This window comes from Candidatus Formimonas warabiya (assembly GCF_002777255.1).
Lineage (GTDB): Bacteria > Bacillota > Dehalobacteriia > Dehalobacteriales > Dehalobacteriaceae > Formimonas > Formimonas warabiya.
Map to the genome: position 1 here is coordinate 1,373,233 of NZ_CP017634.1, position 19,612 is coordinate 1,392,844.

17 protein-coding genes are annotated in these 19,612 nt (G+C 32.7%); 1 reads left to right on the forward strand and 16 read right to left on the reverse strand.

The genetic code is table 11. From position 1 onward, the window contains the following. Positions 1-110: 110 nt before the first annotated feature. The 9 genes from DCMF_RS06550 to DCMF_RS06590 form a co-directional block, all read right to left on the reverse strand. Positions 111-1,232: an XRE family transcriptional regulator gene (locus DCMF_RS06550; protein ID WP_148133680.1), complete on the reverse strand. Its 1,122-nt coding sequence runs from the start codon at positions 1,230-1,232 to the stop codon at positions 111-113. Between the two features lie 95 nt (positions 1,233-1,327). After that, positions 1,328-1,858 carry a VanZ family protein gene (locus tag DCMF_RS06555; RefSeq protein ID WP_148133681.1) on the reverse strand — a complete coding sequence of 177 codons (531 nt, stop codon included), beginning with the start codon at positions 1,856-1,858 and terminating at the stop codon, positions 1,328-1,330. Between the two features lie 469 nt (positions 1,859-2,327). Next, on the reverse strand, positions 2,328-3,323 hold the full coding sequence (gene galE / locus DCMF_RS06560; RefSeq protein WP_148133682.1) for a UDP-glucose 4-epimerase GalE: 996 nt from the start codon (positions 3,321-3,323) through the stop codon (positions 2,328-2,330). A gap of 823 nt (positions 3,324-4,146) precedes the next feature. Continuing rightward, entirely contained in the window at positions 4,147-5,211 is a 1,065-nt protein-coding gene (rfbB, locus tag DCMF_RS06565) for a dTDP-glucose 4,6-dehydratase (protein ID WP_148133683.1), read from the reverse strand. Further along, positions 5,208-6,080, reverse strand: coding sequence for a glucose-1-phosphate thymidylyltransferase RfbA (gene rfbA / locus DCMF_RS06570; RefSeq protein ID WP_148133684.1), 873 nt, complete (start codon positions 6,078-6,080; stop codon positions 5,208-5,210). The genes rfbB and rfbA overlap by 4 nt, the downstream gene beginning before the upstream one ends. A gap of 13 nt (positions 6,081-6,093) precedes the next feature. Further along, positions 6,094-6,753: an LbetaH domain-containing protein gene (locus DCMF_RS06575; RefSeq protein WP_148133685.1), complete on the reverse strand. Its 660-nt coding sequence runs from the start codon at positions 6,751-6,753 to the stop codon at positions 6,094-6,096. After that, on the reverse strand, positions 6,746-7,576 hold the full coding sequence (locus DCMF_RS06580) for an HpcH/HpaI aldolase/citrate lyase family protein (protein WP_148133686.1): 831 nt from the start codon (positions 7,574-7,576) through the stop codon (positions 6,746-6,748). Before DCMF_RS06580 ends, DCMF_RS06575 begins: the two co-directional genes overlap by 8 nt. Further along, on the reverse strand, positions 7,563-8,468 hold the full coding sequence (locus tag DCMF_RS06585) for an HpcH/HpaI aldolase/citrate lyase family protein (protein WP_214659155.1): 906 nt from the start codon (positions 8,466-8,468) through the stop codon (positions 7,563-7,565). Before DCMF_RS06585 ends, DCMF_RS06580 begins: the two co-directional genes overlap by 14 nt. Beyond that, a complete protein-coding gene (locus tag DCMF_RS06590) occupies positions 8,465-8,926 on the reverse strand; it encodes a MaoC family dehydratase (protein ID WP_148133688.1) in 462 nt (153 codons plus the stop codon). Before DCMF_RS06590 ends, DCMF_RS06585 begins: the two co-directional genes overlap by 4 nt. Positions 8,927-9,084: 158 nt before the next feature. Here DCMF_RS06590 and DCMF_RS06595 point away from each other — a divergent pair, with 158 nt between their 5' ends. Then, a complete protein-coding gene (locus DCMF_RS06595; protein WP_148133689.1) occupies positions 9,085-10,518 on the forward strand; it encodes a transposase in 1,434 nt (477 codons plus the stop codon). A 511-nt stretch (positions 10,519-11,029) separates the two neighbouring features. Here the strand turns inward: DCMF_RS06595 and DCMF_RS06600 are convergent. The 7 genes from DCMF_RS06600 to DCMF_RS06630 form a co-directional block, all read right to left on the reverse strand. Further along, positions 11,030-12,460, reverse strand: a complete 1,431-nt coding sequence (locus tag DCMF_RS06600) for a lipopolysaccharide biosynthesis protein (RefSeq protein ID WP_148133690.1) — start codon at positions 12,458-12,460, stop codon at positions 11,030-11,032. Between the two features lie 5 nt (positions 12,461-12,465). Further along, the gene (locus DCMF_RS06605) at positions 12,466-13,563 is read right to left on the reverse strand and encodes a DegT/DnrJ/EryC1/StrS family aminotransferase (RefSeq protein ID WP_148137769.1); all 1,098 of its coding nucleotides are present in this window, start codon (positions 13,561-13,563) and stop codon (positions 12,466-12,468) included. Continuing rightward, a complete protein-coding gene (locus tag DCMF_RS06610; protein WP_148133691.1) occupies positions 13,547-13,978 on the reverse strand; it encodes a sugar 3,4-ketoisomerase in 432 nt (143 codons plus the stop codon). Before DCMF_RS06610 ends, DCMF_RS06605 begins: the two co-directional genes overlap by 17 nt. A gap of 7 nt (positions 13,979-13,985) precedes the next feature. Then, the gene (locus DCMF_RS06615) at positions 13,986-15,059 is read right to left on the reverse strand and encodes a glycosyltransferase family protein (protein ID WP_148133692.1); all 1,074 of its coding nucleotides are present in this window, start codon (positions 15,057-15,059) and stop codon (positions 13,986-13,988) included. Between the two features lie 158 nt (positions 15,060-15,217). After that, positions 15,218-17,140 carry an alginate lyase family protein gene (locus DCMF_RS06620; RefSeq protein ID WP_148133693.1) on the reverse strand — a complete coding sequence of 641 codons (1,923 nt, stop codon included), beginning with the start codon at positions 17,138-17,140 and terminating at the stop codon, positions 15,218-15,220. A 39-nt stretch (positions 17,141-17,179) separates the two neighbouring features. Next, positions 17,180-18,301, reverse strand: a complete 1,122-nt coding sequence (locus DCMF_RS06625) for a glycosyltransferase family protein (protein ID WP_148133694.1) — start codon at positions 18,299-18,301, stop codon at positions 17,180-17,182. 14 nt (positions 18,302-18,315) lie between these two features. Continuing rightward, positions 18,316-19,560: a hypothetical protein gene (locus DCMF_RS06630; RefSeq protein WP_148133695.1), complete on the reverse strand. Its 1,245-nt coding sequence runs from the start codon at positions 19,558-19,560 to the stop codon at positions 18,316-18,318. Between the last annotated feature and the right edge of the window lie 52 nt (positions 19,561-19,612).

Genomic DNA, 19,612 nt, shown 5'->3' on the forward strand with positions numbered 1-19,612 from the left:
TTCCCAAAAAACACCCTGGGAATTGAAATTAAATCCTGGATATCTATATTCTTCATGAAAATCCCAAATTCCTGTAAGAAAACGGTATTTTTGTGATAAAAGTCCTCCCCTTACACATAGTCCTGGATTTCTTGTGTTCCCATCCCGCCGGGTAAGCCAAAGGAGGAAAAGAAATGGGCATCCAGCGCACACAAAGCTTCGATATCCGCCAGCGCGAATCTTGCCCGGTTCAGGAAGTCTTCCCCCCTTTTTCTGTCTGAGACGATATACTCCAGAGCTTTTCGCATGCCCGCCGGCTTCTCCCAGATGAACGCCTCATCCAAAGGTCCCGCCAGGCGCCATTTTTTTTGCCAGATCTGCTTTTGCAGCCGGGCAGCCCTTTCAGCATCCAGTCTGTTTAATTGGACGCACCGGTCCAAAAGGACTCCCAGAGGAACCTTCCACTCTTTCTTCACTGTCAAAAAATAGTCCGGCTTAGTTCTGATCATCTTATGCCTAAAACTGTCTTCCGGCAGCAAAAAGCTTCCGGCAAAGCGCCGGGCCTTACTTTCCATTTCCCACCGGCGCTCATCATCTGCCCATTCTTCCGGTCCACTATGCCGGTGCAGCACAATATGGCCTAATTCCCGGGCCAGAGCAAAGCGCCCTTTCAAGGCAGAACCTCGATGCCGGTTCACTACCACAAAAGGATGCCCGTTCTGCATTTGAGAGTAAGCATCCACTTCCAGTCTATCCAGATTCATATTCAAAACATAAAATCCATTCGTCTCCAGCACTGCCGTCAGATCATCAATGGGGCCTAAACCCAGCCCCCAGTACCTCCGCAATAATCCTGTCTTTGCATCCACATCGGTATCAGGCGGAAAATCAGGCAGGTTGATATCTTTGGCCAAGGATTCTGAGGTACCCTCCATTTCATGAACCAGCTCATAGGCCCACTTCACGAGAATCCTGGCCAGTTCCTTCCCGCCTTGCTGCCCAGGCTTCAAGGGACTGAAGAATAAAGGGGCGGACCGGTCATATGTGGATAGATCCTCTTTCCCTAAAAAACTTCCCGGGATATTCATCAGCCTGATCAGCTTCTCCAGCACACAGAGAGACGGCTTGGCTCTTCCCTTCTCATGCTGCGAAATAGCTTGGTGGGATATATTGAGCTCATGGGCCAAGGCCTTAATCGTATACCCTCTAACGATGCGGATCTCAGTAAATCTTGACGCATTTATTCTCAACACCTAAACTCCGCACTCCAGTCCTCTGATATTCCTCTTGCTCCTTGACCATGGTTAGATCCTCTTCTACATCATCTGCAAAGCGTCCCCTTGCCGCCCTACTTTCTTAGCTTCCTGTTCACCGACCGGATTATTTTGACGACGCCGGTCAGAAAGATGATGATGAGGGTGCCTGTCAAAGCGCCGGTGCCGTCAATAATCACATCGTTTAGGGAGGAGGTGCGGCCGACAAATTCCTGGTTAAACTCATCCAGTACGGCGATCACCACAGGTAGACTGACGCCCAATAAGAAACCTATCAGCATTTTCTTGGCATAAAGATAGCCAAAGGCAGCGGATAGCATGCCCAGCAAAAAATACATACCAAAATGGGCGCTCTTCCTGACTACGGCATTCGTTGATTGATACTTACTGAAGGGCCAGGTGTTTTTTAGCACGTGCTCCAGCTTCCCATAAAGGTGGGTGTCCGTGATGTCAAAGAGATCATTGACGGTTCTGAGCATTTTCACGGTCATTCCTGATTGGCTATAGGATCGCTCCGGCGGCTGGGAGGAAAAATAAAAGATCATGCCGGTCCACCCGATAAATAAAAGAAAAAGTATCATGCCTAATTTTTTTCTATGCATCATTATTCCCGCTACCTATCTCAGTCAGGATTACCTCCCTGTCTTCTTTTCGCCTAAAAATCATTTTCCTATTTCACTCTCAATTGTTCCAACCGCTCCCAGAAATTCACTGTTACCTTACTCGCCATATTTAAAACTTTCCGCCCAGGAATCCTGCTTTTGATCCCAATATTCAATCAGCCTGTCATATTCCGCGATTTTTGCCTTATTCTTTGCCGATTCCAGCTGGTAGGCATATTCTCTGTAAAACTCATACTTTTCATATCCCTCAGGATCATCCTTTTTCAGATTCTCCTACATATTGCCTGATTAAATTGGAACAAGCGGCCCGGAATAGGATGAATCTACTAAAATCTTGACGTTAAATATAATATAAAATCAACGCTCATGTTTTTTAATTTAAATCCCTTTTTATCTGGACTTCACATAAGAAAAACACAGAAATAAGATTATTAACCTTTAGGAGGCAAGTTTATCCTTCGTAGTTCTTCTCAAACCGCCAAGCATCTCGGCACATATCCACTAAATCTCGTTTAGCAGTCCAGCCCAATTCTCTCTCGGCCTTTGTAACATCAGCATAGCATTCGGAAATATCGCCTGGTCTCCTATCCGTTAGCTCATAAGGCAGATCTAAGCCATTTGCTTCCTTAAACGCCCTCACTAACTGCAATACGCTAATGCCATGACCAGTACCCAGATTATAGATATGCACACCTTTAGTGAGTTTATCCAATGCCGCCACATGTCCCTCCGCTAAATCCATTACATGAATATAATCTCGAACACCCGTGCCATCCACCGTTGGATAGTCACTACCAAAAATACGCAACTTAGCTAACTTGCCTTTTGCTACCTGAGTAATATAAGGCATTAGATTGTTGGGAATACCGGTAGGAGCTTCACCAATCAATCCACTCTCATGTGCTCCTACCGGATTAAAATAACGTAGTAATGCCACCAACCAGTCTGAATTTACTTTAGCAATATCGGTGAGAATCCGCTCACTCATAGCTTTTGTTTCGCCATAAGGATTCGAGGTAGGCAAAAGTTTCATGGTTTCTACAAATGGGACTGTATTCTCTCCATACACCGTAGCAGATGAACTAAATATAAATCGATTTACTTTATATTTCTGACATGCTTTGGAGAGAACCATAGTACTGACAACATTGTTATAATAATATGCTAAGGGTTGTGATACTGATTCACCCACCGCTTTAAACCCGGCGAAATGGATAACACCGTCAATCGAGTGATTGCCAAAGACAGTATTGACCGCTACTTCATCAGTCACATCTATCTGGTAGAAAGTAATTTCATTATTTGTTATCTGTTTTACTCGTTCAAGAGCCTTTGTCCTACTGTTGCAAAGATTATCTGCAACAATCACCGTATGCCCTGCTTCAAGCAAGGCAACACAGGTATGTGAGCCAATATACCCGGCACCACCAGCTACTAATATATTCATTACATGGCTCCTTTTTGTTTAATTTTTGTTTGCACACGTGCTTGGACTAGTACTCTGTAGAATCTTAAAATGTAATAAAACTTTCGCCATTTAGTCTAATTTTTTATAGATATAAATTCAAATGACATATTAAATTTTTAGTGTTTACAGAGTACTAGTAATTTGTCAAACTATAAACATATATAATGTATTATCTTATGGTATACTCTTTTTTGAATAGAGGTGTATATCATACACCAAATTAAGTACCATGTCTGCCATTCAGAAAAAGAGCAAAAAAGTTTTATTTCTAAAGGAACCGCAACAGCCAAGTCTATTATGCATGCCAATTATTGCTGGCTGCCGATGAGAATAGCCCCGATGGAAATAAAAGCGAGGATAGGATTGCTCAATTGTTCCATGTTCACAAACAAGCCGTTTACAACATTTAGCAAAAAGCACCCTTTCATCTCCCTCAAAATATAAAATTCTAGGGATTCGACTTGAGATACTTGTTTAGTTCATCTTGTTTTTAAACTAACTGAACCTTCACCCCTAGGTTTTCAAACGTTTTAATGTATCTTCTGATGGTGATTTGTATTTTTGTATCATCAATATAGTTGGCACCTAAATGTCGATATCTTTAGTGTGTTTTAAGTAAATGGTAGATAGAAGCCAATATGGAATATCTTTGCAGATACTGCAGCATGATTCTTTCCTCGCCCAGCGGCAAGACGATGATATTTAGCAGCTAAATACGTATTTCGTGTATGAGATGCAGCATTTGCTGATTCTACTAAAGCTGTTCACAATGCTTTATTCCCTTGGGTGGTCGTGTTGTCCATCATAAACAACAAGCAGTAGCACAGCCATAATTTTTTTCATAAAACTCCAGATACTCACCTGAAATAACACTACTAATCCAGTCTGCATTATCCAAATACCAATTTATGGTTATTTCTATTCCTTCTTCAAACATTATTTGTGGTTTCCACCCTAGATCTTCTTTGATTTTAGTAGGATCTATCCCATATCTTTTATCATGACCAGGTCTGTCTTTTACATATCTGATTAGGCCTTCATTTATTTCTTTATCTCCTGTTTTTTCTCTTAACTTTCTTAATATTTTTTTAACTATTTCTATGTTTTCTTGTTCATTATGTCCACCTATGTTATAAACCTCTCCGCTTTTGGCCTTATGAAAAACCATATCAATTGCTCTACAATGGTCTATTACATATAACCAATCTCTTATCTGTTTTCCATCCCCATATACTGGTAATACTTTATGAATTAATGCATTGTTTATAATTAAGGGAATTAATTTTTCTGGAAATTGATATGGGCCATAATTGTTTGAACATCTTGTAATGTTAATATTTAATCCGAAAGTAGCATGATATGCTTGTACTATTAAATCAGCACTTGCTTTACTTGCTGAATATGGCGAGTGCGGGTTAAGCGGTGTTTTTTCGGTGAAAAATCCTGTCGCTCCCAATGCCCCATAGACTTCATCAGTTGAAACCTGTAAAAACTTCATGTTTTTGCTTTCGTCATAGTTCTTCTTAAAAACATCTAAAAGTATTTGGGTTCCAAGCACATTAGTTTTTAAGAAAATATGTGGGTTATGAATTGACCTATCTACGTGACTTTCTGCAGCAAAATTAATAATTCCGTATATTTGATTCTCGTTAAATATATTTTTAATTAATTCGGTATCACATATGTCTCCTTTAATAAATCTAAATCTTTTTTTCTCTGTTTCTGTTAACCTAGAAAGGTTGTTAATATTTCCTGCATATGTTAAGCTATCCAAACCTATTATTTTTGAATCTTTATGCTGTTTTAAATAATAATATACAAAATTACTTCCTATGAATCCGGCTACTCCTGTTACTAATAAAATCATTTATTTTCACCTGCAATTCTCAATATATATTGTCCATACTCCGTTTTTTCATATTCCTTTCCCAATTTAATAAGTTCTGCTCTACTTATCCATTTATTGTTATAAGCAATCTCTTCAAGGCAGGCTATATATAATCCTGTTCTCTTTTGAATCGTTTTAACAAAATCAGAGGCATTAGCCAGTCCATCGTAAGTCCCTGTATCAAGCCATGCAAAACCCCTTCCTAAAACCTCCACCTTTAACTTGTTTTCTAATAAATAATCTCTATTTAAATCTGTTATCTCTATTTCTCCTCTTGCTGAAGGTTTTAGACTTTTCGCTTTATTAATTACACAATTATCATAATAGTACAACCCTGGAATTGCATAATTTGATTTTGGATTTTCGGGTTTTTCTTCCAGAGATAATACATTACCACTTTCATCAAATTCAACTACACCAAACTCTTTTGGATTACCTACATAATAGCCGAATATTACTGCGCCTTCCTTTAAAGAAGCAGCTTTATTCAATCTTGGAACAAATCCTTGACCATAAAATATGTTGTCTCCTAGAATAAGACATATATTGTCTCTACCTATAAATTCTTCTCCAACAATAAATGCATCTGCAAGCCCTTTTGGTTTTTCTTGAATTTTATACTTTATCTGTATTCCTAATTTAGAACCATCATTTAATAAGTTTTTATAAAAATCTATATATTCCGGATTAGAAATGATAAGAATTTCCTTTATTTTAGACAGCATCAAGACAGATAATGGATAATAAATCATTGGTTTGTCATATATAGGTAATAACTGCTTGCTAATAGCCTTTGTTATCGGATAAAGCCTTGATCCGTTTCCCCCAGCCAAAATAATCCCTTTCATCTAACCCCTCCACTTATTCTTCTATTCTTCTATGCAATTTTGCAGGAGAACCAACATAAATTACACTATCTTCAATATCTTTTGTTAATAACGAATTGGCCCCTACTACGGAATAATTTCCTATTCTTACTTTTTCCAATACTGCTGCCCCAAGACCAACATCCGATGCATATCCTATTTTTACATAGGAGCTTACATTACAGCCAGCAGATAAATGACATAATTCTCCAATATCATCATTATGGCCAACTACACAGTTTGCCATGACTAGAGCACATTTTCGCAATATTGTAGCGGGACCTACATACGAATTTGCCATAACAAACACACCTGGTTCAATTGTAACATTGTCGGCTACAAACGCATTAGGGTGAACTATCTTCACTAATCTATCCTCTGGAACTTTTAACTTATAAAACAAGTCTCTTCTTTTTTTGCCATGACCAATCATATGAACGGCCCACATAAAATAAAAACCTTTTTCCCCGAATTCATGTACCTGATCTAATTTTCCCATAACTGGGTATCCATTAATAAAATTACCTACTTCATAATCATTTAAATATCCTGCTAATTCATATTCCTTATATCCTTTTTTGTTCATATCTAAAATAGCCGAAGCAATAACTCCACCATTTCCTTCTCCACCCATTATTAATATTTGTTTACTCACTGTCCTTCCCTCCATCTTCAAATTCTTTTATCATTTTTTCGAATCTTTTTATATGAGGGGGTTCAAATATTTTACCATCAATCACAATAACATTTGTTTTATTTTGTTTTATATTTTCATAATATAATTGAACAATCATTTTATACTTTTCCACTGACTCAATACAGATTTTAAATCTTTTATTGATGTAATCTAGTTGAGAAGGATGAATAGCTAACTTTCCATCAAAACCCATTTCGTGTGAATAATCAACTTCTTCCTTAAATAAATTTTCGGAATTTAGATCTGGAAAAATAGTGTCATAACAATACACTCCAAAAGCCTTGGATATATTAAGAATATTTAATCTTGGATATAGCATATTTTCTCGATTTCTTAATCCATTTATCTCTGAGATGTAATCCTCACTTCCAAAAAAAACTCCCATAATTCTAAAATTTTGCAAGGTTTCTTTTAAATCTAATATACCTCTAGGTGATTCAATTAAAATCAATATTTCTTTTTTTAAATTTATTATATTATGCAAAATACCTATATTCATGTTGTCCAAACAAAATTTGGGGATCATAATCCCATTTATCTTTTTTAAATTAATATTTCCTACAATTTTGAAATATTCTTCAGAATTTACCCTTAAATACACATGTTTTAAAAAAATGTCATCAAGTATGTAATTAATATCATTTATATATTCCAAAATATCTTCTTGAATAATTGTATCTTCAAAATCAATAATAACTGCATCTGCATCTAAAATTTTTTTATTATAAAAATATTTATACTTGTTTGCTGGAATAAACAAAAAACTATTACATTTTTTCATATCTCTGCTCTTTTTCCTTAATCACCTTTATTAAATTTAGGACTTTTCTTGCCCTTTTTTCCATTGGTGGACCTATCATTTTTTTACCTAACATTGCTACCCCTGATCCTTCGACCTTTGATTTTTCAATTGCTTCTACAATATCTCTTGATCTCTCGATTTCTTCCTCTCTTGGAGTAAAACATTTGTGCGCAAGATTAATTTGTTTTGGATGAATTAACAAACAGCCTGCAAACCCCATTTCAAAAGAAATATTTTCTTCTTTTTCAAAGCCGTCAAAGTCATCTAATGACAAATACGGTGTATCTATTGGTAAAACACCTGCAGCCCTAGCTGCTAATGCTATTACAGCCCTCGGATAATCAAATGTTAATGGAGGCTCTCCATGCAAACCTTCTAAATCATTTAAATAATCTTCACCACCAAATAATAATGCTATATTTCTACTAGAGGATTTGGCAATATTATATATGTCAAGAACTGCTGATGTAGTCTCAATAAGTGGAGCAAATCGGAAATGACCTTCTATTATATCATTTTCATTTTCCAATTGTGTAATCAAATTATCATAATAAATCATATCATCAGAAGAATACACTTTTGTAAGTACAAATCCGTCTACATCTTCATGTAGTATACTATTTAAATCTTTAAACAGCAATTTACTCTCAATGTCATTCAATCTTACGAATGTAGTAATGTTTTTAAATTTACTTTTATTTAGATAGTCCCTTAAGTTTTGCCTAGCAGTTTCTTTATATGCAAAAGGTACTGAATCCTCTAAATCAAGAATTAGAGCATCGGCATTTGTTTCTAAAGCATGATCCATAAAGCTTTTTTTATAAGTCGGGACAAATAACATACTCCTTAATAAAAATTCTTTATCTTTCATATACATTTTTCCTCTCTTTTTTTTATCAATACGTGACGCCTAAAAGATAACACTAATTCATTATTTTGGTTATAAGCTCTTGTTTCTACATATACAATACCACGATCGTTTTTTGTTTTAGATTCACGAATATTTAAGATTTCTGTCTCTGCTCTTAAAGTATCCCCAATAAAAACTGGTTTTACATGGTCTATTTTCTCATAATCCAAATTAGCTATCGCTTTCCCACTAATATCGGACACTGTTATCCCTACAATCAAACTAAAGACAAAAGTACCTACTACTAATATCTTTCCATGCTGTTGCTTTTTACAGTACTCAATATCTAAATGTACTGGATGATGATTCATAGTTAACAAGGCGAACAAATTGTTATCACTTTCCATGATTGTTTTTGTTTTGGAGTGCTTTATTATGTTCCCCACTTCAAATTCTTCAAAATATTTACCAAAACTCATTTTTATTCTCCTTTTACAATATGGTTATAGACGTTTGCGAAACCTTGCAGCCCTTGAATATCAAGGACTTAAAGCTTCAATTTTAATTGTTCTTCTCCTCTAGATCTTGTAAAATATAGCTATGCACACCAAATTTTACTCATAAAGGAGAAGAACAAATGGTAAAACATTTTTATCAACTTTCTTTGACTGATACGTATCGAGACTGTGAAGAGGTTTTACAAAACAACAAATCAAAATTCCTCGAACTGCTGTCAAAACACATGGATTTATCATCACTTATCCCTGCTCCATTCTATTGGTCCTACTACAAAAGCCTGGGTAGGGACCGGGAGTATTCCCTAACCTCCATGTTAGCAGCTCTTATTCTTCAGAAAGTTCTCGGTATTCCCACGGTTTCACTACTGATTCTTTTTTTACTCCTTTGTCGTGAAGCCAGAGAGTTCTGTGGTTTTTACAAAGTCCCCGACAATTCCCGGTTTACAAGGTTTAAACAGGATTTTGTACTTCAAATCGAATCTCTCTTCCATCATTTGGTTGACGTCACAGAGCCTATTTGCCAAAGCCTTGACGCTAAACTAGCTTCTACCCTGGTGTTCGATACTTCCGGTATTGAACCTTATGTGACCGAGAACAATCCCAAGTTCATCAACGCTCTTATCAAAAAACTGAAACGCGCTTACAAAGATAACCCTGATATCGACGTCTATAAAATGGCCTATGGCCTTATGCCCTCCTGCGCGTCTGCCAATTATCAGGTTAAACAGCTTTACATCAACGGTTGTTTCTGCTATGCTTACAAATTTGCCATTATGACCAATGGGCTTGGCATCGTTAGAAATATCTCGTTTCTCGATGAGGATTTTATGTCCAAACATCCTGAAATCGAAGTAGATAAGAAATCCGACTCTCCGGAGGAGGATAAATCCATTAGCGACTCCAAATCTTTAAAGCCCGTTTTGTCCGATTTCTTTAAACTCCATCCCCAGGTCTCTTACGATACATTTCTCGGTGATGCCATATTTGATTCCTTTGCTACGTATCCCCTACTCCTTGAAGAATTTAAGTTTAAAAAGGTACTAATTCCTTTTAACATTAGAAACTCCAATACCGGTTTGGCTAAGCCCGGTTACAACGAATCAGGCTGGCCTCTTTGCCCAAAAGATTCCTCTAAGGCTATGACTCCTTGCGGATGGACCAGGGAAAAAGGACGAAGTGACAGATTTAAATGGATCTGTCCTGAGACCCACTGGGATGGCAGAAAACGCCTTTGCCATTGTCCTAATCCCTGCACGGACAAGCCCTCTGGCCGAATGATTTATACATCCTCTGGTCAGGATCTTCGCTCGTATCCCGGTATTATCAGGGATTCTGAGGAGTGGATTACGGAATACAAAACCCGGTGCACCATCGAAAGGACGATTCAATTTTTCAAAGATCCAATGGCTGTTGGAAATACCAAAACCTCTGACCGACTCACAATCAAAGCTGATTTGTTTCTCGCAGGTATTACACAATTAATAACTGTTATACTTGCTGATAGAATCCATCAACCTAAATATTTCCGTAGCCTCAAGCCCCTGATCGCTTAAGTTTATACGCTCATAACATCTCTTGTTATTGAGGCTTGTTTTTCTGTGCAGTTTTTTCGAGTTAACCCAAGGTACAATTGATTTCCTCACGACTTTTTTTATTCTTGACGGCAATCGTCACCTTACTTTTTTGTTACTTTCTTACAGTTAATCAATTAGCGGCATTTTGCAAACGGCTACAATATGGTTAATTTAACATAATTAGAAAATCATATGGATATTTTAAAGTGATAAAGCCCACCATGTTAACCAGTATGTTAATAAAAACCAGTCAGTATAAGGGTTACCAAAGTGTTATCCCGTGAAAGCCTATTAATATGGACGATACCTTCCGGTAAAATCTTGTTCCCGAAATTGAAAGGGTGTTTAAAGTGTAAGGGTCCTAGGTGAAATAACTATGTTAAATATAAGCTAAGTCCATATTTACTATAAAGTTAACATGGTCCTATCATTAACAAAGTGCTCATTTGGGGTTAACTTATTCAAATCATGTTAATATAGGTTTAATAACTTATCCTCTAATTGTTATGCTTTTCTTTCCTTTTAATAGTTTAAATGCTTCCTTATAATATAAGAAAAAACATGTTACTAAATATGCTAAGCATAATAAAATTGTATAAATGTTTAAATCATAACAGTTAATTAACACAAATAATAATAAAAAAATTCCAATCATAAAATGAATCTTTTTGCTAAAAGTAACTAGTTTTTTTATTTTAACTACCAATAAAATAGATAATAAATTAGAAATAAAATATCCAATTATTGTTGCTATAGCTGCCCCTTCTATGCCCATTCGAGGTATTAAGTACATATTAAGGATTACATTAATTAAAGCTCCAGCAGACAACATTAAAGGTGAATAAAATGTTTGCTTAATTATTTGAAATTGTGTCCCTAATATTTGATAAAGCATTAACAGAAGCGGTGCTAAAAGCAAGTATGGGAATACTATAACACCTTTAACATAATCTCCTTGAAATAAAAGATTAAATAATAAATCTTTACATATAAATCCACAAACGAAAAAGCAAGTAGAAACAATAAAAAGATTTTCCCAAACTTTTCCCATCAAATCTTTATAATCTTCATCCTTCATTGTAGAAAAAGCAAAATACTGCCACCCCCCCGAAAAAGCCATATGAATGAATTGACTGATACTAGATAATCTCGCTCCGATAGCATAGATCCCCAATTCTGTTGTACCCAGCATATTCGTAATCATTATTCTATCCATAGAATTATATATCCAATAAATTAAAAAAGTAGGTAAGAGAGGTAATCCAATTTTAAAAAGTTCTTTCGCTATTTTTTTATCAAACCTACCCAAGAGGAAAAATCTATTGTTTAGTATCCAAAAAAACAAAATTATCATACCAGTTGTTAAAATACTAGAGTAAATCAAACCGAAATATGAAAAACCTAACCAGATCAATAAAATTGAAATTAAATAACCACCACCGGAACTTAACAAGCCTGAAAACACAAATATTCGTCTTTTATTTTGCATTCTTGTCGGAGCCTGAATGATATTACTATTTGAAGATAAAAACAAAGCTATTGATGAATATATCACTATATTGCTATAAATATCGGTCCCAAAAAACATTTTAGCAAAGGCATCATTAAATAAAATTAATGTAATACATATTATAATTGACGATATAAGAACTATTATTTGAGCAGTCGTAGTTACATTGTATCTTAGTTGTTGATCATCAGTGTCAAAATACTCTCTAAACATAGCATCACTCATCCCTAATATTGCCAAAGGTGTGCCAAAGCCGACAATAAGATTAAACATGTCAAAAACACCAAAGTCAGATGTATTGGGGAGTAGGCTTGTAATTACAGGTAACAGCAGTAGTGGAACTATTTTATTTAATACCTGGATAAAGCCATATGCAAAAAAGTTTTCGAGAAATAATTTTGCTCTACTCAAAACAACTAACCCTCGTATTCGTTTATAATGTTAATTACATAAGAAACTTCTGCTTCCGTCATTCCTTCATATAAAGGTAAACTTATAACTGTATCAGCATAGTTTTCTGTTATTGTAAGATTCCCTTGTTTATGTCCTAAAAAATCATATGCCTTAGAAAGGTGTGGTGGAATTGGATAGTGAATTTGTGTTCCTATTTCATGGTCAGTTAAATACTTCTGTAGTTTTTTTCTATCATCTGTTCTAATGACAAATAGATGCCAAACATGGCCAGCATTCTCTCTAATTTTTGGCAATTTAATGAATTCATTCTTAATTTCATCTAAGTACCTTCTTGATATCTTCTCTCTTTCTTTTTGAAGTTGATTATAATGTGATAACTTAACAGACAATATCGCAGCTTGAATCTCATCTAATCTTGAATTAACACCTAATATTTCATTATGATACTTTATTTTACTGCCATAATTCCTTAACATCTTTATCTTTTCATAAATTAATGGATTATCTGTTACAATAGCGCCGCTATCGCCAAAAGCACCTATATTTTTAGTCGGATAAAAGCTAAAGCAACCAATATCTCCCCAAGCACCTGTTGTGCGATTTTCAAATTTAGCCCCATGACTTTGGGCACAGTCTTCTATTAAATAAAGTTTATTCCTATTAGCTATTTCTTTGATTCTTTTCATATTAGCTGCTTGTCCATAGAGATGAACCACCAATATAGCTTTTGTATTTTTTGTTATTTTTTCTTCAATCCTATTGTCATCTAAATTAAAATAATGGTCCGGCTCCACAAAAACAGGGGTTGCCCCATTTTCTGTGATTCCAAGCACTGATGCAATATAGGTATTGGCTGGAACTATGACTTCATCGCCAATGCCAACGCCCAATGCTCTAAAGGCAAGAATCAAGGCGTCCAAGCCAGAATTTAATCCTACACAAAACTTGGTTCCAATGAAATCTGCAAACTCAGACTCGAATCGTTCAACATTTTTTCCTAGTATATACCACCCACTTTTCAGTGTCTGAAGTACAGCCAGATCGTATTCATTCTGATACTTGAAATATCCCCGGTCCAATTGATTAAAGTTTATTTTCATTTTTCCAATAACCATCCTGTACATTTCTTAAAAATTCATTATAATCTCTAATATAGTCTTCCTCGTAATAATAGTCGGAAGCAGCCACACATAAGACTGAACCTTCTTTTTTCCAATGCATATCATGCCATATACCATTACCGATTAATAAAGCTTTTTCAGGTACATCAAGTAAATAGGTTTCAGTTTTAGTACCATCATTCAAGAACACTTCGATGATCCCGTATGGACACCAAAGTATCTGCTTTAATTTTTTATGTGCATGCATACCCCGTTTTGTATTCACGGGTACATTATACGTGTAGTAGATACGCTTTATATGAAATGGTATCTCCTTATGCAATTCGAAAAAGGATAGGTAGCCAGTAGTTGGGTTACCGTGAGTTGATAGAGATAATATAGCGGTATTTGTCATTATTTTTTCACCTCAACAAATTCCATGTATCAATATATTTTTGTGCTACTTTAATATGGTGATGGAAATCTTCGACAAACAATCGAGACTTCTGTCCTATTTCTATTACACATTTTTTATCTAAAACTAATTTTTCCAATTTTTTAAATATATCATCAACAGAAGGAAGTATGTTTATAATAGGTATATCTGTTCTGCCAAACTCTTGCTGACACTCTGGCTCATTTCCGCTCAATACAACTTTGCCCATAGCCATAGAATATAAAGCATTCATGCCATAACTGTATGATAAAGCTTGATCAATAACAACATTAGTCTCCTCAAGTACCTTAAGATACTTGTTTAAAGGCATTTTCCCATCAATTAATATTTCTACATCATTTGGATATTTTTCTTTTATTTTTAACATAGCTTCTTTTATGTATTTAGTTCCTTTGAATCCTTCTCTAGTTATTCCATGAAATATTTTAATCTTATTATTTTCTATTTTTTGCCTAGTAAATGCTATTTTATTAACGTTTATAGGAAATTGAATAGTGTTTAATAATCTATTGTGTTCTCTGTAAGCTTCTGCATAACTATAGGCTGTTGGTATAATACCATCAACTAAATTCACCACATTTATATTGTTTTCCATAAATTTCTTTTGATTATATGGATTATAACCGTTTAAATCAATTTCAATATGTTCTTCTAATGCACTATATTTTAAGCATTTCAATTTTTTATAGAAAAAATAATCACTTCCACATGATGACATAAACATTTTATTAGAATTTCTTTTTATTTTATCTATTAATAAATAATTATAATTATATTTTAGTCCTCCGAAAACATTATGACCAGTCAACTGAACAATATCATAATTATAGTATTGCTTTAGCTTCCAGAAAGGAAATATCAACTTCTCTATATTTCTAATTAAATAATTCCTTGAACTTGGTATATATAAATCAGTTTTTACAGTATTTCGATATTCATCTCCAGGATTTACCAAATTTATTTCATATCCCAGTTCCAAAATTCCTTCTTTCAAATTTTTGAAAAACCCACTAAATTCACCTAAGAGCAAAATTTTCAATTAATATCATCCCCCAAATAATACAGCTGAATCCAAATGATTTTGAAAACCAACTATTTTTTATGCTAAAAAAATACTTTGATTTTGATGTCTAATTTCGACTTCTGAACTAATATTAAAGTTCAATGAAACATTTAATAATAGGTACAGCTCCCTTTTCAGGGAGTAATATAAATTTTAGTTTGTAGTATTGATTTATTTTTTGCAGTTAATACTAATGAGTTATTGTTTTCAATACAACCATAAGCACTGGAGAATTTAGTGCTTATAATTTCTAAATCATCAAAACTATCAAAGTACATTTTAATCTCTTTTTTATTGCTTTTTAACACAACTGATCCTTTTCCTTTGGTAATATTAATACCTGGAGCAAAATGAAAATATATATAAGAAGAGTGATCTTTACCATTAATAATATAATCTAGTATGCTGATTTCATTTGACTTTCTTATATCTATTTCTCTTTTGTGAATTACCCCTACTTTTCTTTTATAGCCATAATGTTCGCCTAAAAAGTAATTTCTATCAAATATTAAAGTTTTTGCATTTGTCTGATTCTTTATTGAAAATAGCTTTTTTTCATTAAAGTCATTCTGCTCTAGATTATCCACTTTTAAAGTATTATGTGAAATGGTACTTTTAAATAAATTCCTCATTTTATAATCCCCTGTATATGAATATGTTCCTGAATCAACGATAAAATCTTCTCCGGCTATATTTAGTTCAATGCTTAATTGGTCATTATGTGCATGATTTCCAATCCCTAACAAACCACAACGAATAATAATATATATATTATCTTTTCTTAAAGTATAAATACCGCCAAATGGATAAGATATAGAATTTAATCTGTAGCTTTTATCTTTAGGTTTCTTAATATTTTGAAACATCCACAACGAAGCCAAATTATTACCAGAATAACACCTGAAATCGTCTCTATCAAAGTACTCTCCAGCTACACCCAATAGATATCTAAAATCTCTCATTTCACTCCGGCCGTAACCTGTAAACATTATAAACCTACCACTATCCATATCTCCTATTAAAGGTATCAAACCGTTTGGTTTGGTAATATTCATTATTACTTCACACATCTTTTCCAATTTTTTTATATATTTGTCAGAAAAAAATATCCCATTATAGTTACATAATATTGATGTATAGAGTAATAACTCAGTTACTAAACAATGATAAGCTGTAGAAGCTTCATAATTATATCCATCTCCATAAACTTGTTTCTCCATTTCTATTTCTAGTTGAGAAATTGCACATTTTAACCAATCATCTGTCCTATTTTTCTTATAATTTAAGTTTTTAAAATAAAGACCTATCCACACTAATCCCACTAAATCTGATAAATAATGGTTGTTATTAATTTGGCCTCTTTCGAGATTTTTAAAAATAAAATCACCATGCATATATAGCCATTTCTCCAGTTCAACCCAAAAAGAATCTTTATTTTTAATATTTTTAAAGTAATAAATACCAACAATCCAATTACATGCCCTAATCGCAACATCCATGGCATATATCCAATTTATTGACATTAGCATGGGATTTTTATTAATCCAATCATATATTTCTTTTTTAAATTCTTTGGCATAATTTTCATCTTTTGTAATCCAGTATGCTTGACCCAAAATAGGTATATGCTGAAATCTGGATAATTCCCATGGAATTTTTGGATCCGCATTATTAGTTAAATCTATGATTTTTATTTTCTTGTAATACTTATTTTCCCAAGTGAAACCAGATTTAAAATCTTGATTCCATTTAATATCTTCCCCTAAATTTGTATCTCCTGAACCTAAAAGATTAAAAGTATGATTGCATATTTTATCTGCTTGCATAATAATTTCTTTTGTTTGAGATAATTCGTTTAATTTTTTAATATAATAATTTCTATTAGTATTATCAAAAAAAAATTGCATATTAGAGTCCCAATTTTCTAACATTAATTTATCCATAAATAATGGATTCTTTTTTATTATTTCGGCTCTAATTGTATGATACATTTTGCTATATAACTTTTTTGTTATTTTCTTAATGATAAAATTCGTCTTTTGTAAATATTTTTTCATTTATCTAGATCCTTTCATAATCAAAAACAAGGTTAAGCTTTATATATCAATTTTTTGTAAATACTCTTTCAACTTCAAAACTTGTTTTTCCATGCTAAACAATTCTCTTGTATCTGAATCGATTATTTCTTTTATTTTGGTATTTTTGATATTGCATAAAAATTTTATTAGATCATTAACATTGTATAAGATATTACCATCTATATCCAATTTTATTAAAAAAACATATGGTTTATTTTTTAAAATATTCGAGAAATCTCCAATGTTATCAGTTAAAATCAATCCAATTTTTGCATTTAAATAATCTATAATTTTTAAGGGAGAGGATGTTATATTTATCAATGAATTATCTCTAATTATTATGCCTACGTCGTTGAAGCTTAAATGGTAATTAATTTCATGACTTTGTAAGTTGGATATTTTTGTAATATTTAATAAATTGTATTTAGTTATTAATTTAGTAGCCTTTTCATTATTACCTTCAAAAGTATAAATATTAAATTCAATATTTTGATAGTTATCATATATAGATTTTATAAGTTTAAATATCTCTTCTATATTTTGCCATTTTGAGAATCCACCTGAATATACAAATCTAACTTTGTCTCTTTCTACTTTATTATCTGTTACAGGCCAAGTATTATTAAGTAAATCTGTTGATAAATAATTATGAACAACTAGAGCTCGCGTAAAAATATTTGGAATAAAAAAATACTTGGATATAAAGTGAATCTTTTGGTACTCTGTTATAAAACAGTAAAAATCCGCTATTTTCATAGCTTTTTTCTCAATAATATCCAGTATTTTTTTTCTTATATATGACCCATTTCTATAAAATGATTCCTCAGGAATAATTCCTCTAGGTCTAAATATAATTCGGTAATTGACATTGTTTTTAATAATTTTATTAGCCTTAATTACATCCATTATGGTAAAAGTAAAAATAATTGTTTTACTTTTAGAATTAACTATAGAATATTCTTCCAGTGAAACATAAGTTGTGTCTTTTGTCACAACATTTTTTGCTGCTACTGTCAAATCAATATTAAAAAAAGTATGAAATCCAGCATTTTGAATGGTAACAACTAAAGGATATATTTGCCTTTTTGATTGTGGATTATTATCATTTGTATAAAAGAATATATTTAAATCCTTTCTCATTTATGATCCCCCTATTATTTCTTTGTAACGATAGATACATTTCTTGAAGTAATATACATATAAGGTAATGCTGTCATAATTAATAGTAAAGAAAAATCATATCTCGCGGAAATAGTGATTATAACCATTGTTTCGGCAAATAAAAACATACATGTTACTGCCAATCCTATTATTAAAAGATTTTTAATTTTATTATCTGCATTTCTTATTACAATAATATATTTTTTTATTACTAAAAAAATAAAAATACAATATATTAAAACAAATAAAGCTCCATAATCAAACCATAATCTTAAAAATCCACTATGTGCACTGTACATAAAAATATCTCTAAGGGAATTAGTACCTGAACCTAAAATTTGTTTAATAATATTCTGTTGTCCCCAAATGGTGAATACATCATGCATCTTGATATCTCTGCTTCCAATACCACCATTAGCAAATCGTCTGAATATTATGAAATGTCTTGTTAAATAATCAAAAAATAAATAATAACTTCCTACGAGCCCAATAATTGATGATGTCAAATAATACAATGATTTTTTTTTAACTCTAAATAACAGACAAATAATAAAACCGATTATAGTAATGATTAAGGGCGTCCTTCCTCCTGTCATTAATAGCCAATAAATAAACCAAAATATAAGTAATAAATGTATTATATTTTTAGATTTGCAATAATTATAGTAAATAAATATAATACCTATAGAAATATTTAACCCATACATTGTTGAGTTACTAAACCAAGATTGCACTCTTTTATAATATGTTATATCTGGTAATGGAAATAGAGTAAAAATATTTAAATTATCAAGAAATGCTACTATAGTACTTATTAATATAAAAATAATAAAAGTATTAAATAAAAATTCATATATATTTATTAATTCATCTGTACCTAAATAATATGTTCTGAACTGAAGGGTTTTTATTAGTAAATAAATTAAAATAATCATAACAAATATATTCATACTTGTTGAAAAAGCATCGGAATACATTACTGATGAAAATAATACGTAGTAGGAAATAATAATAATACATATATCAAATTGAGTTACTTTTCTTAGAAATTTGTTTTTTTTGATTATAAAGCTATATAATAAATACATTCCTATCCCAGAATATAGAATTATAAGTGCACGATTAGAATATATAGTACCGGTGTTAACACCTGTAGAATAGGTATATAAAAATAATACAATCAAAAGGTACATTCTAACTATAAAATTTTTTAATTTTTTTGTGGTTATTATATTCATGAATCACATAATGCTCCTATATTATTGATTATTTTCCCTTATTGCCCAAAAC

Bases quoted from the DNA above. Each gene is read 5' to 3' on its own strand.
- DCMF_RS06555 (WP_148133681.1), bottom strand. From the start codon at position 1,858: ATGATGCATAGAAAAAAATTAGGCATGATACTTTTTCTTTTATTTATC.
- galE (WP_148133682.1), bottom strand. From the start codon at position 3,323: ATGAATATATTAGTAGCTGGTGGTGCCGGGTATATTGGCTCACATACC.
- rfbB (WP_148133683.1), bottom strand. From the start codon at position 5,211: ATGATTTTATTAGTAACAGGAGTAGCCGGATTCATAGGAAGTAATTTT.
- rfbA (WP_148133684.1), bottom strand. From the start codon at position 6,080: ATGAAAGGGATTATTTTGGCTGGGGGAAACGGATCAAGGCTTTATCCG.
- DCMF_RS06580 (WP_148133686.1), bottom strand. From the start codon at position 7,576: ATGAAAAAATGTAATAGTTTTTTGTTTATTCCAGCAAACAAGTATAAA.
- DCMF_RS06585 (WP_214659155.1), bottom strand. From the start codon at position 8,468: ATGAAAGATAAAGAATTTTTATTAAGGAGTATGTTATTTGTCCCGACT.
- DCMF_RS06590 (WP_148133688.1), bottom strand. From the start codon at position 8,926: ATGAGTTTTGGTAAATATTTTGAAGAATTTGAAGTGGGGAACATAATA.
- DCMF_RS06595 (WP_148133689.1), top strand. From the start codon at position 9,085: ATGGTAAAACATTTTTATCAACTTTCTTTGACTGATACGTATCGAGAC.
- DCMF_RS06605 (WP_148137769.1), bottom strand. From the start codon at position 13,563: ATGAAAATAAACTTTAATCAATTGGACCGGGGATATTTCAAGTATCAG.
- DCMF_RS06610 (WP_148133691.1), bottom strand. From the start codon at position 13,978: ATGACAAATACCGCTATATTATCTCTATCAACTCACGGTAACCCAACT.
- DCMF_RS06620 (WP_148133693.1), bottom strand. From the start codon at position 17,140: ATGAAAAAATATTTACAAAAGACGAATTTTATCATTAAGAAAATAACA.
- DCMF_RS06625 (WP_148133694.1), bottom strand. From the start codon at position 18,301: ATGAGAAAGGATTTAAATATATTCTTTTATACAAATGATAATAATCCA.
- DCMF_RS06630 (WP_148133695.1), bottom strand. From the start codon at position 19,560: ATGAATATAATAACCACAAAAAAATTAAAAAATTTTATAGTTAGAATG.